A 16,841-nucleotide genomic window follows, 5' to 3' on the forward strand; every position below is an offset into this window, starting at 1 on the left:
GCCGTACGGGACCGGGTGCCGTAACCCGGCCCTCCTGCTCCGAGAGCCCTTACCGGCCGCCGTTCCAGGGGCCGTAAGGGCCGTCACTGCTGGAGCCGCGCCGGCTGCGGCCGCCGCCCGGGAGCGCCCGGATCGCGGGCCGTACGTCGACCATGTACACGATCGTCGCGATGAGGCCGATGATCGGCAGGAACGACAGGATCGGGAAGAGCAGGTTCACCACGAAGGCGATCCCGAGGATGATCAGCCAGAAGGGCTTGGTCTTCTTGTCGGCCGCGCGGTAGGCGTCCTCCCGGCGCACGGCCGCGTCGAGCAGCGCGAAAGCGCTGAAAACGATCAGGGCCATGCTCAGAAGCCACATAAACCCTGCGAAGCCCTGCATCAGCACAACGTCCACCACCTGACTCGGCTCGTCCTACGCGGTCACCGTACCCGTACAACGGGCCGGGCACCCCCAGGGTGCCCGGCCCGTGTGGCCGCTCCGCCGTCCTACTTCGCGGGCGGGGTGGTCTTCTTGGCGGTGGTGGGCTTGGGCGCCGGGGCCTTCTTGGCGGCCGGGGCCTTCTTCGCCTGGGCGGCGGGCTTCGCCGGCTCCTCCGTGACCGCGACCGGCTGCGGCTTCGGCTTCGGCTCGACGGCCACCGCCAGCTCCTCGACGCCCTCGGCGACGTCCTCGATGCTGTCGGCGGCCTCGCCGCGCCAGGTCCGCACGGCCTGCTCGCCGTGCTCGGCGACCTTCTCGTAGGTCTCACGGGCCTTGACGGCGTACTCGGCGGCCACGCCGACGCCGCGCAGCGCGAAGTCCTGGGCGCTCTCGCCGATCTTCTTCAGGTCCGCGTCGATCGTGCTGCCGAGCTTCTTGAGGTCGACGTCGATGGAGCCGATGAACTGCGTGACCTTGGTCTGCAGGGTCTCCTGGGTCTCCTTGACGCGGGCGGAGGCCTCCTTGGCCCGGGCGGAGGCCTTCTCCTGGACGGCCTTGGTGTCGGTGTTGCGGACGGCCTCGAACCGCGCGGGGGCTTCGGAGCGCAGCTGCTCCACCAGGGCCGGCACCTTCTTGGCCTGCTGAAGGGCGAGGTCGGCGGTGCCTGCGGCGAAGTAGAGCGGCGTCGGGTCGCTGAAGGTCTTGCGCAGGTCGTCGGTGATGGCCATGGTGATGGTCCTCCCGGATTCTGTTTCGCTCGAGGGTTCGGCTGAGGGTTGTGTGATCCGCGGCGGGCGGCCCATGCCCTGGTCCGGCTAGCCGGCCGTCTGCTGCGGATCGGTCTCGCTGCGGCCGCTGCCCTTGCGGGTGCGGCGGGTGGCGGTCGTACCGCCGTCGTTCGTGCTGTCGCTCTGTTCCACGCTCGTGCGGCTGCGGCGCCGGGCGGACGGGCCGCCGTCGGCCGGGCCGGCCGGGGGTATCGCGGTGCCGGGAGCGTCCCCGTCGACGCTCACCGCACCGTCCGCGGTGACGACACCGACGACGCCCGCGCCGTCCGAGCCGTCGTTGTCCCCGTCCCCGAATCCGTTCTCCTTGCGGAAGGACTCGTAGATCTGCAGCAGCACCTGCTTCTGCCGCTCGTTCAGCGTCGGGTCCGCGAGGAGGACGGCACGCGTCTCCACCTCGTCCCGGTCCCGCTCGGCGTCGAGGATGCCGGCCCGGACGTACAGCGTCTCGGCGGAGATCCGCAGCGCCTTGGCGACCTGCTGCAGCACCTCCGCGCTCGGCTTGCGCAGCCCGCGCTCGATCTGGCTCAGATACGGATTGGACACCCCGGCGGCGTCGGCGAGCTGCCGCAACGACAGCTGCGCAGTGCGCCGCTGCTCGCGCAGGTAGTCACCGAGATTGCCGACGTTGAGCGAGGCCATGCCTCCACAGTGCAACACCACGCTAACTATTGCAAGCACCCGCTTGCAAAAGTGCGTCACACCACGCCGCCGGCCTCCTGCCCCGCCCTCGGACCTGCGTCCACGTCCCACCGCTCGGCCCTGGCGGCGCCCCTAGGGACGTCGTGCGACGAAGACGAACTCCTTGCCCGGCCTGTCCAGCGCGGCGCGCACGCCCTCCAGTTCAATTGCTCCGGCTGTCAGAGGTGTCGGTGGCCCAGCCCGCTCCGTTCAGTCCTGGAGGGTGGCGAGCCATTCGGTCAGGAGGCTGTTGACCTCCTCGGGGCGTTCCTGCTGGATCCAGTGGCCGCAGCCGTCCAGGACGTGGGAGGCGGACAGGGCGGGGAGGGTGGTGCGGTGGGCTTCGATGGCGTCGGCCATCCAGGTGGTGGAGGCGTCCAGTGCGCCGCCGATGAACACGGCGGGCTGTGTGATCGGGGCTCCGCGGTAGGGGGCGAGGTCTTCCCAGTCGCGGTCCATGGTGCGGTAGCGGTTGAGGGCTCCGGTCAGGCCGGTGCGCTCGAACTCCCCGGCGTAGACGTCGAGGTCCTCCTCGCTCAGCCAGGCCGGGAGCGGGCCGGTGGGGAAGCGGTCGCGCATCCGACCGCCCGGGGCGAGGAAGTGCGGGTCGGGTTCGCCCTCGGCCGGCATGGTGTCGGCGGACAGGGCCGCGTAGAAGCCCGCGAGCCAGCCCCGGACATCGGGCTCGATCTCCGCCTCGGCGCGGCCGGGCTGCTGGAAGTAGGAGACGTAGAACTCCTGTTCCGGGCCGCCGATCCGGCCGAAGACGTCGGTGGGGCGGGGGCCGCCGGGCGGCGCGTACGGGACGCTCAGCAAGCCGACCGCGCGGAAGACCCCGGGGTGGAGCAGGGCGGAGGCGGCGGCGATGTTGGAGCCCCAGTCGTGGCCGACGACCACCGCGCTTTCCTCCCCGAGGCCGCGCACGACGGCGACGTTGTCCTCCACGAGGTGGAGCATCCGATAGGCCTCGGTCGCGGCGGGTCTGGAGGAGCGGCCGTAGCCGCGTACGTCCATCGCCACCGCCCGGTACCCGGCCGCGGCGAGGGCCGGGAGCTGATGACGCCAGGAGTACCAGGACTCGGGGAAGCCGTGCAGCAGCAGGATCAGCGGGCCGCGGCCCTGCTCGACCAGGTGCAGACGCCCGGCCGGGGCCTCGACGATGCGGTGGCGGAGTGCGGCGGTCGGCTCGGATCGCATGGGCGGCTTCTCCTCGGTTCGCGGGCGCCGGCGGGTACCCGTCGATCATGCGGCGGGGCGGCCACCCGACGCGATCGACGTTGCCGAACCGGCAAGCCCGCGGGCCGGGTTGGGCTGATGGGCGGACTCCCCCCCCAAAGAAGCCGCACCGAACGACTGAGGGCCCCCTGCCCGCTCCAGCCGTCCCGCTACCGCGGCTTGTACGCCAGGAACGTGCCCGCCGGGCGCTTCGACCCGCCCTCCGGTTCCTGCACCACCCGTGTCGTGATCACCAGCCCGGCCCGTTCGAGGAGTTCGGCGATGTGGTCCGGTGGCAGCAGATGGGACTCGTAGGACACCGGATGGTCGCCGTACGCCCGTGTCGGGTGCAGGTGCTCGCCGTCGCCCACGTGGCCCGCCAGCATCAGCCGGCCCCCGGGTGCGAGGGTGCGGTGGAACTCGGCGAAGACGCTCGGCAGCCACTGCGGCGGGGTGTGGTGGGTGGAGTAGTACGCCAGGATGCCGCCGAGTTCGCCGCTGTCGATCTCCAGTGCGGTCATCGAGCCGACGGTGAAGCGGAGTTCCGGGTACGCCGCCCGGGCCAGTTCGACCATCCTCGGCGACACGTCCACGCCGAACACCGGTACACCCAGGGCTGCCAGATGTGCCGTCACCTTGCCGGGGCCGCAGCCGAGGTCGGCCACCGGCCCGAGGGGAGCCGCCAGTTCGGCGAAGGCGGCCAGGATCGCGCGGGACACCGGGTCCAGCCCGGCGGGCTCCGGGACGAGCCGGACGTAGGCGGCCGCGACGGTGTCGTAGGACTCGCGGATCGCGGTGAGATGGGAAGGCTCCGTCATGCCGCGACGCTAGACGACGGCGGTGACACCGGTCCGTACTCCGACGTCGGTACGCCGGTCTGCTCCCGCCGGGAGACGACCGCGCGGCCCCGGCCCGGCAGGGTGTCGCGCATGGACATGGATACGAGGCAGAAGTCGCAGCCGGGCCCGCCCCGGAGGCTCGGGCGGGCCGCCCGCCGGGCCGTTCTCGTCGTGCACGTCACCGCCTCCGCCTGCTGGCTCGGGCTCACGCTCGGGCTGCTCGCGCTCGGGACCACCGCGGCCACCACCGGCTCCGACGTCACCGTGGCGGCCTCAGTCCGGGCCATGCAACTCTTCGCGGACTGGCTGCTCCTTCCCGTCGCCCTGCTCACGCTCCTCAGCGGCCTGGTGCTGTCGCTGGGCACAGTGTGGGGCCTGGCCCGGTACCGGTGGGTGTACACGAAGTTCTGGCTGACCCTCGCCACCACCACCGCCACCGTCTTCGCCCTGCGCCCCGCGGTGCACGCGGCGGTCGCCTCCGTCGCCGCGGGCGGGCCGCTGCCGGACGCCGGTGACGTGCTGTTCGGACCGGTCGTGTCGCTGTCCGCCTATGTGTTCATGACGGCGATCTCCGTCCTCAAGCCCTGGGGGAGGACCCGTCGCGGCAAACAAGCACAGAGATTTGCCTAAAGGCTTTAGGCAAATGCACACTTCCTTCAGGCACAAGGGAGGAGCCTCGTGGCACGTGCAGGACTGACACCCCAGCGGCTGACCGAAGCCGGCGCCGAACTCGCCGACGAGGTCGGCTTCGAGCAGGTCACCGTCTCCGCACTGGCCCGCCGGTTCGACGTCAAGGTCGCGAGTCTGTACTCGCACGTGCGGAACTCCCAGGACCTGAAGACGAGGATCGCCCTGCTCGCCCTCACCGAACTCGCCGACCGGGCCGCCGACGCCCTGGCCGGACGGGCCGGCAAGGACGCCCTGTCCGCCCTGGCGAACGTGTACCGCGACTACGCCCGGGAACACCCCGGCCGCTACGCCGCCGCCCAGCTGCGACTCGATCCGCAGACGGCGGCCGCGAGCGCCGGTGTCCGGCACGCGCAGATGACCCGGGCCCTGCTGCGCGGCTACGACCTGACGGAGCCGGACCAGACCCACGCGGTCCGGCTGCTCGGCAGCGTCTTCCACGGCTACGTCAGCCTGGAGCTCGGCGGCGGTTTCAGTCACAGCGCTCCGGACACCGAGGAGACCTGGGCCCGGATCCTCGACGCCCTCGACACGCTGCTGCGGAACTGGCCCGCGGCCCCCACCGATCCCCGAGGCTGACACCCATGCACACCGAGCACGACTGGATCACCACGCCCGTCACGGCGGACCTGCTGCGCGGCGCCCTCGACGTGGAGCGCACCGAGCGCGGCCTGCTCCCCCACCGCCTGCCCGCCCGGGCCCGCGCGCAGAACACCAACCCGCAGCTGGCGATGGCCGAGGCCCAGCCCTCCGGCGTACGGCTGGCGTTCCGCACCGCCGCGACCGCCGTCGAGCTGGACACGCTGCGCACCAAGCGCGACTACACCGGTTTCCCGTCCCGCCCGGACGGCCTGTACGACCTGCTCGTCGACGGCCGCCCGGCCGGACAGGCCACCGGGACCGGCGGCAACGTCCTCACCGTCGACCTGGTCACCTGGGAGAGCGAGCTCACGCCGGGCCCGGTCGGCACCGTCCGCTTCACGGGTCTGCCGGCCGAGGAGAAGGACGTCGAGATCTGGCTCCCGCACAACGAGACCACCGAGCTGATCGCCCTGCGCACGGACGCCCCCGTGGAGCCGGTCCCGGACCGGGGACGCCGGGTGTGGCTGCACCACGGCAGCTCGATCAGCCACGGCTCGGACGCCGCGAGCCCCACGGCCATCTGGCCGGCGATCGCCGCCGCGCGCGGCGGTGTGGAGCTGATCAACCTCGGTCTGGGCGGCAGCGCGATGCTCGACCCGTTCACCGCACGCGCCATGCGGGACACCCCGGCCGACCTGATCAGCGTGAAGATGGGCATCAACATCGTCAACCAGGACGCGATGCGGCTGCGCACCTTCGGCCCCGCCGTGCACGGCTTCCTCGACACGATCCGCGAGGGACACCCGGACACCCCGCTGCTGCTCGTGTCCCCCATCCACTGCGCCATCCACGAGGACACGCCGGGCCCCACCGCCCCCGACGCGGACGAGATCCGCAAGGGCCGCCTGGTCTTCTGCGCCATGGGTGACCCGGCGGAGACGCCCACCGGCAAGCTCACCCTCACCGTGATCCGCGAGGAGCTGTCCCGCATCGTCGGACAGCGTGCCGCCGACGACCCGAACCTGCACTACCTCGACGGCCTCGACCTCTACGGCGCGCAGGACGCCGCCGCCCTCCCCCTGCCCGACCACGTCCACCCGGACGCGGCCACCCACCGCCACATCGGCGACCGCTTCCACGCCCGGGCCTTCACGAACGGAGGGCCCTTCGCCGCGGGGTAGCGACCGGCCGGCCGGTCAGCCGTCGAAGCCCTGGTCCGCCAGGATCCGGTCGATACGGGTGCGATGGGCCGACTCCCAGGCGTCCAGGGTCTCGTCGGCCTCCTTGGCCAGCTTGGCCCGGGCCGCCGCCAGGACCTCCGCGCGGCGGGCCGCGGGGACGACCACCACGCCTTCCGCGTCGGCGACGACCGTGTCACCCGCGTCGACCGCGACCCCGCCGCAGCGCACCCGCTCGTTCAGCGGCCGGGCGGCCGACTTGGTGCCCGGGATGGGGATGACACCGCGTGCGAACACCGGGAAGCGCAGGTCCCGGACCTCGCCGAGGTCGCGGATCAGCCCGTCGGCGACGAACGCGGCGATGCCCCGGCGCTGCGCGACGGCGCACACGTTGCCGCCGGCCAGGGCGTAGTCCAGGTCGCCGGACTCCACGACGACGACCGAGCCGGGGCCGGCCTGGTGGATCGCGGCGTGCAGCATCAGGTTGTCGCCGGGCGGGCAGTCGACGGTGAAGGCCGGTCCGGCCACCCGCGGAACGGGACCCCACAGGGGCCGGATCCCGATGTCCATGACCTGCCCGCGGCCCAGCAGATCGGCCAGGGTGGTCGTGGGGATGTCCGTGAACGCGTCGACGTCAGTCATGACACGGACCCTAACCCCCGTTCCCTAGAAGGGCATTGGCCTCCCCCGCACCACCTCGAGCCGGGAGACCGCCCGGGTCAGCACCACGTACAGCCGGTGCAGCCCCCGTTCCTCGGCCTCGGCGATCGCGGCCGGCTCGACGGCCACGACCTGGTCGTACTCCAGGCCCTTGACCACACTCGCGGGCACCAGGGCGACCCGCGCGCCGAGTTCGTCCGGGCCCGCCGCCCCGATCCCGGCCGCGTCCAGTGCGGCCCGCAGCCGGGGGACGTCCGCGTCGGCCGCGACGACCCCCACCGATCCCTCCCGGCCCAGCGCGTCCCGTACGGCCGCCACGACCGCGCCGGGCACGCCGTCCTCGGTCGTCTCCCGCAGCCTCAACTCACCGTCGGCGCGCAGCGAACGGCTCGCGGACACGTCCACGTCAAGGCGCTCCAGCAACCGGTTGGCGAGCCCGACGACGGCCTGCGGCACCCGGAACCCGGTGGTCAGGGCGACCACGGCCGCGTCAGGTTTCCCCAGGTGCGCGAGGACCGTGCGCCAGGACCGCGCCGCCCACGGTGTCGTCCCCTGCGCCAGATCACCGAGCACCGTCAGGGAACCGAAGCGGGCCCGGCGGGCGATCGCCCGGCACTCCATCGGGGACAGGTCCTGCGCCTCGTCGACGACGACGTGCCCGTACCCCTCCGGGTGCTCGATCAGCCCCGCCACCTCGTCGAGCAGCACGAGATCGGCGGCCGACCAGCGCGCCGACTTCCAGGACCTGGGCGGCCGCCGCCAGAGCAGCGCCCGCTGCTCACCGCCGTCGAGGAGCCCCTCGGCCGCCGCGGCCAGCGCCTCCTCGTCGCCGAGCAGGCCGGCCACCACCTCCTCGGGCCGTACCCGCGGCCACACGGCGTCGACGTACGCCGACACCGGCCGGGCCCGCTCGATCCGCCGCACCCAGGCGTTCGGGGGCGGCCCGGCCCGCCGCTCGGCCTGCTCGCGCAGACACCGCACGATCCGTGCCCGCACCCGCTCCCGCCCGACCCCGTAGGGCGGTTCCTCCTCCCGCACCCGTGCCACGATCTCCGCCAGCTCCCCCGCCGGGACCCGCCACCGGTACGACCCGTCCGGCACGGTGAGCGACGCGCCGCCGCCGTCGGCGTGCACCCGCGCGTACAGCGCCCGCCGGAGCACCTCGGCCATCCGGGCGTCGTGCTTCACGAGGGCGGCCGGCCCGTCGTCGGCCCCCCGGACGGAGCAGCGGGCGATCTCCTCGCCCAGGGTCGACTGCCGCACCCCCGTCTCGCCCAGGGCCGGCAGCACCTCGGCGATGTACGACAGGAAGGTGCGGTGGGGTCCGAGGATCAGCAGACCACCGCGCCGGATGCGCCGCGGGTGCGTGTAGAGCAGATAGGCGGCCCGGTGCAGCCCGACGGCGGTCTTGCCGGTGCCCGGCGCGCCCTGCACGCACACCGACACCGCCAGGTCCTCCCGTACGAGGTCGTCCTGCTCGGGCTGGATCGTCGCGGCGATGTCCCGCATGGGCCCGACCCGGGGCCGTTCGATCTCCCGGGCGACGATCTCGCTGTCGCGGGCCTCCCCCTGCTCCAGGTGCTCGTCCTCCAGGCCGGTGAGGTCCCGTGACTCGCCCCGGCTGCCGGGCGCCCAGCCGAACCGCCGCCGCACGGCGACGCCCTGCGGGTCGCGCGCCGAGGCCTGGTAGAAGGCGCGCGAGACGGGCGCACGCCAGTCGACGACGAGGGGCGGTCGGGCCGGGTGCTCGGAGATCCGCAGCCGCCCGATGTGCAACGGCCCCTCCCCGCTCTCCAGGGCGCCGAAGAACAGCGGCCCCTCGGGCAGTTCCCGCAGTGCCTTGGCCCGGCTGCGCAGCCGGTGTCCGAGGACTTCGGCGTCGGCCCCGGACGCGGACACGTCCTCGCCGGTGACGACCTGTTCACCGGCGCCCTCCACCATCGCGGCGAGAGCGGTCCGGCAGCGCTCGTGGTGGGCGCGTTCCTTGTCGAGGGCGTGCTGGAGGGAAGGCTCGGTGGAGGTCATGGCACCGAGCGTACGCCGAAAATCTAACCGAGTTAAATAAATTACCGAGTTTCATCAAGGTTGCCGGGGAGGCCGGGGGGCAGTGCGGCCGCGAGCCGGCCGAACGCCCGCTCCGCTGCCGCCACCGCGTCCTGCCGCACGTCGGCCGCCCGCTCCCCCGCGGCGATCCGCCGCCAGTTCTCCAGCGCCAGCACCCGCAGCACGGCCATGATCTGCCCGGCGGCCAGCCTGGCGTCCAGGTCCCCTCCGAGCACCTCGGCGAGCGCGGCCTCCGACCGCTCCTGATGCGCGTGCGCCCGAGCCACCAGCGAGGGCGTCCCGTAGAGCAGGGCGTGGAAGGCCAGCACCTCGGGATGGTCGTTGAGCCCGGTCACCGGGTCCCCCCGCTCCAGTCCCTCCACGAAGTGCCGCCGCAGCGCCTCCACGGGCGCCGTCCCGGCCTCCGCCACCACCCGGGCCGCCTCCCCCTCGTGGTCGGCGATCCGGTACAGGACCAGGTCCTCCTTGGCCGGGAAGTACCGGAACAGCGTCGGCTTCGAGATGTCGGCCGCCGCCGCGATCTCCGCGACGGACACCGCGTCGAACCCCTTCTCCAGGAAGAGCCGCACGGCGATGTCCGACACGGTCTCGTACATCCGCTGCTTCTTGCGCTCACGCAGGCCCGGGTTGGTCATACCGGGGAGCCTACGCAGCGGCGGGGTCAGGCCAGGGCGCGGGCGAGGTACGGGTTCGCCGTGGAGCGCACCGGGAGGCCGAGCGAGCCCGTGGCGACGGCCAGCGTCACCGCGTAGGAGTCCACCGCCCGCCGGACGTTGGGGGCGTCCAGACTGGCGCCCGTCACGATGCGGTCCAGGTCGACGTAGGCGGAGCGCACGATCTCCAGCCGGCGGTACACCCGCCAGTCCTTGCGCCAGTCGCGGGTGTACTCGGCGGGCAGCAGGCGTTCCCAGCGGCGGAACATGCGCTCCCTGATCTCCGGCCGGGTCGGCGTGAGGTGCATGTTCCGGACGAGGTCGTACAGGGGGTCGCCGACGACGGCCATCTCCCAGTCGATGATGGTCAGGGCCAGCCGGTCGTCGCGGCGTACGAGGTTCCAGGGGTTCAGGTCGCCGTGCAGGAGCGCGGGCTCGCGGTCGCTCACCTCGTGCCGGGAGAGGATCAGCCGCAGCCGGTCCGGGTCGGGCAGCCCGAGGTGCCGCGCCAGCTGCTGCGAGGCCTTCGGCAGGTCCCGCACCAGGGAGACCAGCTGGTCCCGCAGCCAGTGGTGGAACGCGCCCTCGCCGGCGGTCGGGTCGACCTGCTCGTACCTGACCCGCGTCAGCGCGCACAGCTGGTCCACCAGGCCGTCCGCCTCGTGCGGCAGCAGACCGTGCACGGGGTGGTTGGGGGGCCGGTCGACGTCCCGCGAGCCCACGTAGGTGTGCAGGGCGATGGTGTCGCTCTGGTAGGTCTCGCCCAGGGCGAGCACCCGCGGCGCCGCCACCCCGACCGACGACTCCTCGATCGCACGCAGCACGGCGTGCTCGCTGAGGAAGCCGCGCTCCCGGCGGCACACGTCGGGCAGCTTGCGCCGTACGACCACCGGCGAGTCGAAGCCCGGCACCGCCACCACGGTGTTCAGGTGCGCGGTGCCCTTGAACACCCGGCCCGCGGGCGCGGCCCCCTCCGCCAGCAGGGCCTCCCGGACCGCGGTGGACGGGAAGTCGGGGCGCTCGGGAACCCGCCGGTCGGGGCGCCACTCGAACGCCTCCGCGATCCACGCCCGGCCGCTGATGTCCCCGTTCATGCGCGACACCAGCCACCGGAACAGGGCACGCCGGATCTCGCCCTCCCGCGGCACACCGACGAGCCGCAGCGGTTCCGCCGCCGCCTCCAGGGCCCGGCGCACCTCGGCCGTCGCCTCGTCCAGACTCGTCTGGGTGAACGATTCCTCCAGCGACCGGGCGGCCCTCATCACGTCCGGGAAGACGGACTGCGCCCGCTCGAACGCCAGATAGTGCCGCAGGTCCCGCGCCAGGCCGCTGACCGCGGCGGGGCGGACCTGCTGCATGGCCTCGCCCCAGGCGTCGACCACTTCGGCCCACTGGTGCGCCGGGTAGCGCATCCGCACGAGGTGCGTCGCGAGGTCGTGCAGCGGGTCGCCGTACGTGGCGAGCTCCCAGTCGACGCAGATCAGGGGCGGGTCGCTCGCGTACGACACGATCACGTTGTCGCGGTGCAGGTCGGCGTGGAGCAGGCTGTACGGCCGCCGGGACATCGCGGGCACCCGCCCGGCCAGCCCGGTGAGCGCGTCCTCCGGGATGCCGAGCGCCGCGAAGAGCCCACCGAAGGCAGTCCAGTTGGGCCGTCTGATCTGCCGGTCGGCCAGATGGACCAGCGTCTGGAGGAAGCCCTGGCTGTCCGTGTCGTTGCGGGGCCAGACGGACGGCAGGGTGGGCAGCGCGCCCCGCCGTACGTGTGCCATCTGGGCGAGCAGCCCGGCCAGAGCCTGGATCAGCAGGGTGTCGACGGGCTTGCCGTCGGCGCAGACGCTGGAGAGCGGAACGCCCTCCACAAAGCTGTGGACGGCGAACTCCTCGCCCTTGACCAGACATTCCGGTGCGTGCGGCAGGACCGCCCGGACGGCGCCGAGGATCTCCGCCTCGTCCTGCCACGTCCGGATGACGACGGGCAGCGCGTCCGGACGCCGGATCCGGACCGTCACCGACGTCCCCGGCTCACGCCCGACCAGGCGGGCCATGCCCTCCGTGAGCGGAAGGACGTAGTTCCGGTTGTGGTGGCCGCTGGTCGCCACACCCAGCTCGGCGGCCCGTTGCACGAAGGCCCGGCAGGTGGCGTCGTGCGAGGCGCGCTCCCCGATAAGCGGACGGGAAGGAGAGGGTGCGCCCACGGGCCGCTCCGGAAGTGCGAGAAGGGGGGATGGTAGGGCAAACGGTAGGTTCGCGGTGGGTGCCGCGCACGGCGGAGTGCGCCATCACGGGTGGTGTGCCACTCATCCGTATGAGCGTGCGCGAGCTTGTTCGATGGCGGCCGGTCGGCCCCTTCCCATACGAACGAGGACGAGCGTGTGACTCAATCGCTGCACGGTGCGGGAATGCTACACCCGGCAGCCCCCCGGCCCCCTGCTGTCTTCTCAGCACCTTTTCCGCTACTCGGGCCCCTCGGACAACAGGTCCCACACGGAGCCGTACCACTTGCACATGGTGTCCACGAAGACGCTGCCGGCCGAGTCCGGATCGTCGTCCCTAGGGCCGTCGCAAGCGCAGCAGCCGTAGCAGGGGTTCCAGGGAGTCCAGGACCACGTCGGCCCCGGCCTTCTTCAGGAGCTTGGCCTTTCTTTCGTTGCGGGCGTATCCCAGGAAAGGCACCCCGGCACCCTCGGCCGCCTCGCGGTCGGACGGTGTGTCGCCGATCATCAGGGCATCGCCCGGCGCCACCCCCATCGCGTTGAGCGCCCGGTTCAGGCAGTGCGGATGCGGCTTCAGATGGTGCAGTTCCTGGGTCCGGCCGTAGATGTGGGGGGCGAAGCAGTCGGCGAGGCCGCGCCCCGCGAGGTATTTGCGGACCACCCGGGGCGAGTTGTTCGTGGTGATGGCCAGGCGCGAGCCCACGGCGGTCCAGGTGCGGATCAACGGGTCGGCGTAGGCGGTCGGCCAGGCCGAGGACGCGGCCCGCAGCTCCTCCTGGGTGAGACGTTCCTCCAGCTCGGCGACGAGGTCGCTGCCCGGATGACGGCGGTCCACGGCGCGCAGCACCACGTGCGGGTCCAGGGACTCCCGCTCGGTCTCGGTGAGCAGGCCGTGCAGGCCCCGGCTCTCCAGCCAGGAGACCAGGCCGCTCGCCACCTGCTCCGCCGAATGCCCGGCGAACAGGCGGCAGATGGGCCCGTCGAAGTCCCAGAGCACGACGCGCGCGCGTCCGGTCAGATCGCGGAGTCCGTACGGATCGTTCTCGGTCTCGATTGTCACCGCACCAGTCTGCGCCGTATCAGGAGTCACGAGGAGAGTGTCAGGTCGGTCGTGATGGTTTCCCAGAGGGCGTCGAACCACTTCTGGGATTCCTCCACGAACGCCGCGTCCCGCCGGCCGGCCCGCCGGGCGAAGGAGAACAGCAGGGACTTGGAGCCCAGGACGTCGTACATGTCCAGGGTCCTGCTCCCCCACTCCTCCTCGCGCCTGGTCAGCATGTAGTAACCCATCAGCGCCTCCTCGCCGTTGAGGAGGTACAGCTTCACCGGCGGGGTGAACGGCAGCGCCCGGAAGCGGACCCGGACGTCCATGCCGTGGGTGGAGCGCAGGGCGAGCAGGTTGTGTTGCAGGACCTGGCCCTGGGCGTTGCGCATGGCCAGCCAGCGCTGGTGGACGGAGTCGTCCTCGCCGTGGGACTCGACCGGGACCGGGAAGGCGAGCTCGATGTCGCGGGACGGGACCAGGATGCGGACGTCGATCGACTCGGGGCGGATGCGGCCCTCGTGGATCAGGCGCAGCGGCTCGCCGAGGGCGACCATCAGCGTCTCGGCGGTGTGGCAGACGACGTCGGCGCGCACCGCGCGTGCCGAGAACGCCTCCACCAGGCGCGGGGCCAGGCCCACCATGGTCGGCTGGGGCTCGCCGCGGGCGGGGGCGGGGGCCGCGATGCGCGGGGGGCTGCCCTTGCTGACGTTGGTGAGGAGACCGTCCTCCTGGAGGACCCGCAGGGCCTGGCGGACCGTGCCGCGCTCCACGCCGAACTCCTCCGCGAGTTCCGCCTGGGTGGGCAGGCGGTCCCCCGGCTTGAGCTCACCGGCTCGGATGCGTTCCCGCAGGCTGTCGGCGATCTCCTGGGGCGATGACCTTCTGCTGCCGTTGACTGCCACGTTCTCCGCCACACTCTCCTGGGTCACGACCAAACGCTACAACTCTGATTTATCTGGCGGGAGTTGTTTGAAAGTTGTTTATGACTAGGGGCCAAGTGGGGACAACCTAATCAGAGTTGGTTGCCAACTTCTCGGAGTTGGCGGAAGTTTTGCTTCCGGACTTCCGAAGGGGGAACACCGATGCCCGCCCTCGCTCTCCTCTCCGCCGCCTTCGTCGTCGCCTTCGAACAGCTCGTCCAGTGGAAGTACGGTCCGGCCGGCATCGTCGGCCTGATCCTTCTCACCGTGGGCGTCAAGGCCAAGAGCCCGGCCGTCAGCTCGGCCGGAGCGGTCGTGCTCGCGCTGCTCATGACGGGGCCCGCCCGATGAGCCACCGCACCACCCCGGAACGACCCGTGGGAGACGTCAGCCCGTGAGCACCAGCTCCGAACTGATCGTCTCCCACAGTGCGTTGAACCACAGGTGCGACTGCTCCACGAACGTCGTGTCCCGCAGCCCCGCGCCCTGCCGGAAGGCGAACAGCATGGACCGGGTGCCCTGGGCGTCGTACAGCGCCGGCTGCTCGCGGTCGGTCTCGGCCTCCCGGCGCGTCAGCGTGTAGTACGCGAACAGCGCCTCCGTGCCGTTGAGCAGGTACAGCTTCACCGGCGGGGTGAAGGGCAGCGCCCGGAACGTGACGTGCACGTCGATGCCGTGCGTGGCACGCAGAGCCAGCAGGTTGTGCTGCAGGACCTGCCCCTGGGCGTTGCGCATCGCCAGCCACCGCTCGTGCACCCAGTCGTCGCCGCGCCCCTCGACCGGCACCGGGAAGGCCAGGTCGATGTCCCGGCTCGGCAGCAGTACCCGGACGTCGACCTTGGCCGGTTTCAGCCGCCCGGCATGGATCTGCCGCAGCGGCTCACCGATGGCGAGCGTGAGGGAGACGGACGTCAGGCACACGGCGTCGATCTCGACGTGCTCCGCCGCGAACGCCCGGGCGATCCGCGGCGCGAGGGCCACCGTCGTGGGCCGCGGCAGCGCTTGTGGGCCGGTCAGCGCACCGACGGGGTCGGACGCGACGGTCGCCGGGCTGCCCTTGGACACATTGGTGAGCAACCGCTCCGACTGAAGGATCCGCAGCGCCTGCCGCACGGCACCGCGCTCGACCTGGAACTCGTGTGCCAGCTGGGCCTGGGTGGGCATGCGCTCACCCGGGCGCAGCGCCCCCGACCTGATCCGGGCACGCAGCTCCTCGGCCACCTCGTGATGGGTTCTCCGTGGCCGCCCTGACCTCTTCCGTCCTCGGACGGAGTCGTCTTCCGGGTCCGCTTCCGGGTCCACACCGGCACAGTACAACTTCCCGCCATCTTTAGGCAGTTCAGCGGAAGATGGTTATGAGCCGCTTCCCTGCGGAGATAAGCACTGTGAAGTTGGTAGCCAACTTGGGGAACATGGTCACCCCTTCAAGGAGGTTGGCCACCCGCCAGAGGACTCCCTTCCGGAGGGGAGCCGGGAGTCCCGCCCGGCCGGCACGGCCGCACGGCACCCACAACTGAACAGCTCGCTACGGATGCGGGCCACAGCACACCAGCGGCCACCGCCGGCACCCCGGCAGGAGGGAGCGGCTCAGAACATGTCCGGGCACCAAGGCCGCCTGGACGTACGCAGCAGGGCGTCGGCCTTTCGGGCGGCGCCCACTCGCTCCTCCCGCACCCGCCCCAGCGCCGCCAGCCGCACCGCCGACTCGTCCCCGAGCCACAGCGCCGCCAACTCGCCCAGCCCCATTGCGAGTTCCGCGCTCCGCGTGGTGGGCGTGCAGGACGCCCCCTCGGGCGACGCCTCCAGCCGGTAGCGCCCGCCGGTCAGTCCGTCCACGCCGGCGACCTCCAGCACCAGCGCCCCCTGACCCTCGTACGTCCGCGCCTCGAGCGCCCGCTCGACGTCCAGGACACGCACCCACAGCCAGTCGGCGAGCGTGGTGATGCGGGCCGCCCTGGGGTCGGGGAGGAGGTGCGGGAGCAGGTCGTCGGGTGCCCGCCAGCCGCTCTTCACGCGCACCACCCAGTCGATGGAGCACAGGTACTCCCACAGTGCCCGTTCCGCGGCCGGTGTCGTGCCGATCAGCCATGTCACGGTCGCCGTGTTCAACGGCTGCTTGGCGTCGCCCCAGTTGTCGTCCACCTCGTACGCGGCCATGCCCTCGACCTCACCGGACGCCGAGCGGTACACGGCGAAGAAGGGCTGCTTCCACGTCGGGTCCCAGCGCAGGGCCCCGGTGTTGGCCTTCCACCAGAAGGCGTCGCGGTCGATGGCGCCGGGCTGGCCGCGGCGCAGCCGCTCGTGCAGCTCGGGGCCGAGCTTGCGGACGTCCTCGCCGTCCACCAGGTCGATCCGCCCGCCGTCCGCCGGGCCCGCCCACCGGGCGTCCAGGCCCGTGCGCGGCACGTCGACGGTCCACTCCGCCATCGAGGTCGCCGGCCCGAAGCCGTACCGGCCGTAGATCGGGTACTCCGCGGCGATCAGCGTCGCGACGACGTCCCCGCGGTCCTTGGCGGCCGCCAGGTCCCGCGCCATCATGCGGCTGAGCAGTCCGCGGCGGCGGTGGGTGGCGGTGACGGTGACGCCCGAGACGGCGTCGGCCGGGACGACGGCGCCGCCCACGGCCGTGAGCTCCTGGTCGAAGGAGCGGAAGGTCGCCACACACCTGCCCTGGTCGAAGGCTCCGAGGTAGCGACCCTCGATGAACCGCCCGCGCCGCCGGCCCTCGATCTCCTCCTCGGAGGGGGCCGGCGCCCGCAGGAAGCCGGTGTTCACGGCGCGCAGCCAGTCGGCGAACTCGGCTTCGGCGATCGGACGTATCTCGATGTCGTCGGCGCGGGGCACGGAGGTCATGGATTCACGCTAGGCGGAGGGCCGGCCGGTGTCGTCCGA

17 protein-coding genes are annotated in these 16,841 nt (G+C 72.3%); 4 read left to right on the plus strand and 13 right to left on the minus strand.

The genetic code is table 11. The annotated features are described in order from the left end of the window. Window positions 1-49: 49 nt before the first annotated feature. The 5 genes from ACFZDI_RS26840 to ACFZDI_RS26860 all read right to left on the minus strand — a co-directional run bounded on the left by ACFZDI_RS26840 (window position 50) and on the right by ACFZDI_RS26860 (window position 3,923). Window positions 50-382, minus strand: coding sequence for a DUF2516 family protein (locus tag ACFZDI_RS26840; protein ID WP_234845598.1), 333 nt, complete (start codon window positions 380-382; stop codon window positions 50-52). 107 nt (window positions 383-489) lie between these two features. Beyond that, the gene (locus ACFZDI_RS26845; RefSeq protein WP_234845581.1) at window positions 490-1,152 is read right to left on the minus strand and encodes a hypothetical protein; all 663 of its coding nucleotides are present in this window, start codon (window positions 1,150-1,152) and stop codon (window positions 490-492) included. 87 nt (window positions 1,153-1,239) lie between these two features. Next, complete coding sequence (locus ACFZDI_RS26850; protein ID WP_391253802.1) at window positions 1,240-1,851, minus strand: helix-turn-helix domain-containing protein; 612 nt, start codon at window positions 1,849-1,851, stop codon at window positions 1,240-1,242. A gap of 249 nt (window positions 1,852-2,100) precedes the next feature. Beyond that, window positions 2,101-3,087 (minus strand): alpha/beta fold hydrolase, encoded by a 987-nt coding sequence (locus tag ACFZDI_RS26855; RefSeq protein ID WP_391253804.1) that lies wholly within the window; start codon window positions 3,085-3,087, stop codon window positions 2,101-2,103. A gap of 188 nt (window positions 3,088-3,275) precedes the next feature. Beyond that, window positions 3,276-3,923, minus strand: coding sequence for a methyltransferase domain-containing protein (locus tag ACFZDI_RS26860; protein WP_391253806.1), 648 nt, complete (start codon window positions 3,921-3,923; stop codon window positions 3,276-3,278). Window positions 3,924-4,034: 111 nt separating this feature from the next. Between ACFZDI_RS26860 and ACFZDI_RS26865 the strand changes: the two genes are divergently transcribed. The 3 genes from ACFZDI_RS26865 to ACFZDI_RS26875 are packed head-to-tail and all read left to right on the plus strand — an operon-like array spanning window position 4,035 to window position 6,394. Beyond that, complete coding sequence (locus ACFZDI_RS26865; protein ID WP_391253808.1) at window positions 4,035-4,574, plus strand: DUF2269 domain-containing protein; 540 nt, start codon at window positions 4,035-4,037, stop codon at window positions 4,572-4,574. Between the two features lie 48 nt (window positions 4,575-4,622). After that, the gene (locus ACFZDI_RS26870) at window positions 4,623-5,210 is read left to right on the plus strand and encodes a WHG domain-containing protein (protein WP_361116474.1); all 588 of its coding nucleotides are present in this window, start codon (window positions 4,623-4,625) and stop codon (window positions 5,208-5,210) included. 5 nt (window positions 5,211-5,215) lie between these two features. Continuing rightward, the gene (locus ACFZDI_RS26875) at window positions 5,216-6,394 is read left to right on the plus strand and encodes a GDSL-type esterase/lipase family protein (RefSeq protein WP_391253810.1); all 1,179 of its coding nucleotides are present in this window, start codon (window positions 5,216-5,218) and stop codon (window positions 6,392-6,394) included. A 15-nt stretch (window positions 6,395-6,409) separates the two neighbouring features. Here the strand turns inward: ACFZDI_RS26875 and ACFZDI_RS26880 are convergent, their stop codons facing one another. From ACFZDI_RS26880 to ACFZDI_RS26905, 6 genes are all read right to left on the minus strand, one after another. Then, window positions 6,410-7,033, minus strand: coding sequence for an RraA family protein (locus ACFZDI_RS26880; RefSeq protein WP_391253812.1), 624 nt, complete (start codon window positions 7,031-7,033; stop codon window positions 6,410-6,412). A 24-nt stretch (window positions 7,034-7,057) separates the two neighbouring features. Continuing rightward, complete coding sequence (locus ACFZDI_RS26885; protein ID WP_391253814.1) at window positions 7,058-9,076, minus strand: HelD family protein; 2,019 nt, start codon at window positions 9,074-9,076, stop codon at window positions 7,058-7,060. 41 nt (window positions 9,077-9,117) lie between these two features. Next, entirely contained in the window at window positions 9,118-9,750 is a 633-nt protein-coding gene (locus ACFZDI_RS26890; protein ID WP_391253816.1) for a TetR family transcriptional regulator, read from the minus strand. A gap of 26 nt (window positions 9,751-9,776) precedes the next feature. Beyond that, complete coding sequence (locus ACFZDI_RS26895; RefSeq protein WP_391253818.1) at window positions 9,777-11,966, minus strand: phosphotransferase; 2,190 nt, start codon at window positions 11,964-11,966, stop codon at window positions 9,777-9,779. Window positions 11,967-12,321: 355 nt separating this feature from the next. Then, window positions 12,322-13,044: an HAD family hydrolase gene (locus tag ACFZDI_RS26900; RefSeq protein WP_234845571.1), complete on the minus strand. Its 723-nt coding sequence runs from the start codon at window positions 13,042-13,044 to the stop codon at window positions 12,322-12,324. Window positions 13,045-13,070: 26 nt separating this feature from the next. Further along, entirely contained in the window at window positions 13,071-13,964 is an 894-nt protein-coding gene (locus ACFZDI_RS26905) for a winged helix-turn-helix domain-containing protein (RefSeq protein WP_234845570.1), read from the minus strand. Between the two features lie 147 nt (window positions 13,965-14,111). Between ACFZDI_RS26905 and ACFZDI_RS26910 the strand changes: the two genes are divergently transcribed. Beyond that, window positions 14,112-14,300 (plus strand): hypothetical protein, encoded by a 189-nt coding sequence (locus ACFZDI_RS26910; RefSeq protein ID WP_031143363.1) that lies wholly within the window; start codon window positions 14,112-14,114, stop codon window positions 14,298-14,300. A 36-nt stretch (window positions 14,301-14,336) separates the two neighbouring features. On the opposite strand, the gene ACFZDI_RS26915 is transcribed toward ACFZDI_RS26910, so the two are convergent. Further along, window positions 14,337-15,266, minus strand: a complete 930-nt coding sequence (locus ACFZDI_RS26915; protein ID WP_268838716.1) for a winged helix-turn-helix domain-containing protein — start codon at window positions 15,264-15,266, stop codon at window positions 14,337-14,339. A gap of 270 nt (window positions 15,267-15,536) precedes the next feature. Further along, window positions 15,537-16,802, minus strand: coding sequence for a GNAT family N-acetyltransferase (locus ACFZDI_RS26920; RefSeq protein WP_391253821.1), 1,266 nt, complete (start codon window positions 16,800-16,802; stop codon window positions 15,537-15,539). Window positions 16,803-16,841 lie beyond the last annotated feature (39 nt).

The sequence above is a fragment of the Streptomyces sp. NPDC007907 genome (assembly GCF_042959365.1).
In the GTDB taxonomy this organism is placed as follows: Bacteria; Actinomycetota; Actinomycetes; order Streptomycetales; family Streptomycetaceae; genus Streptomyces; species Streptomyces indiaensis.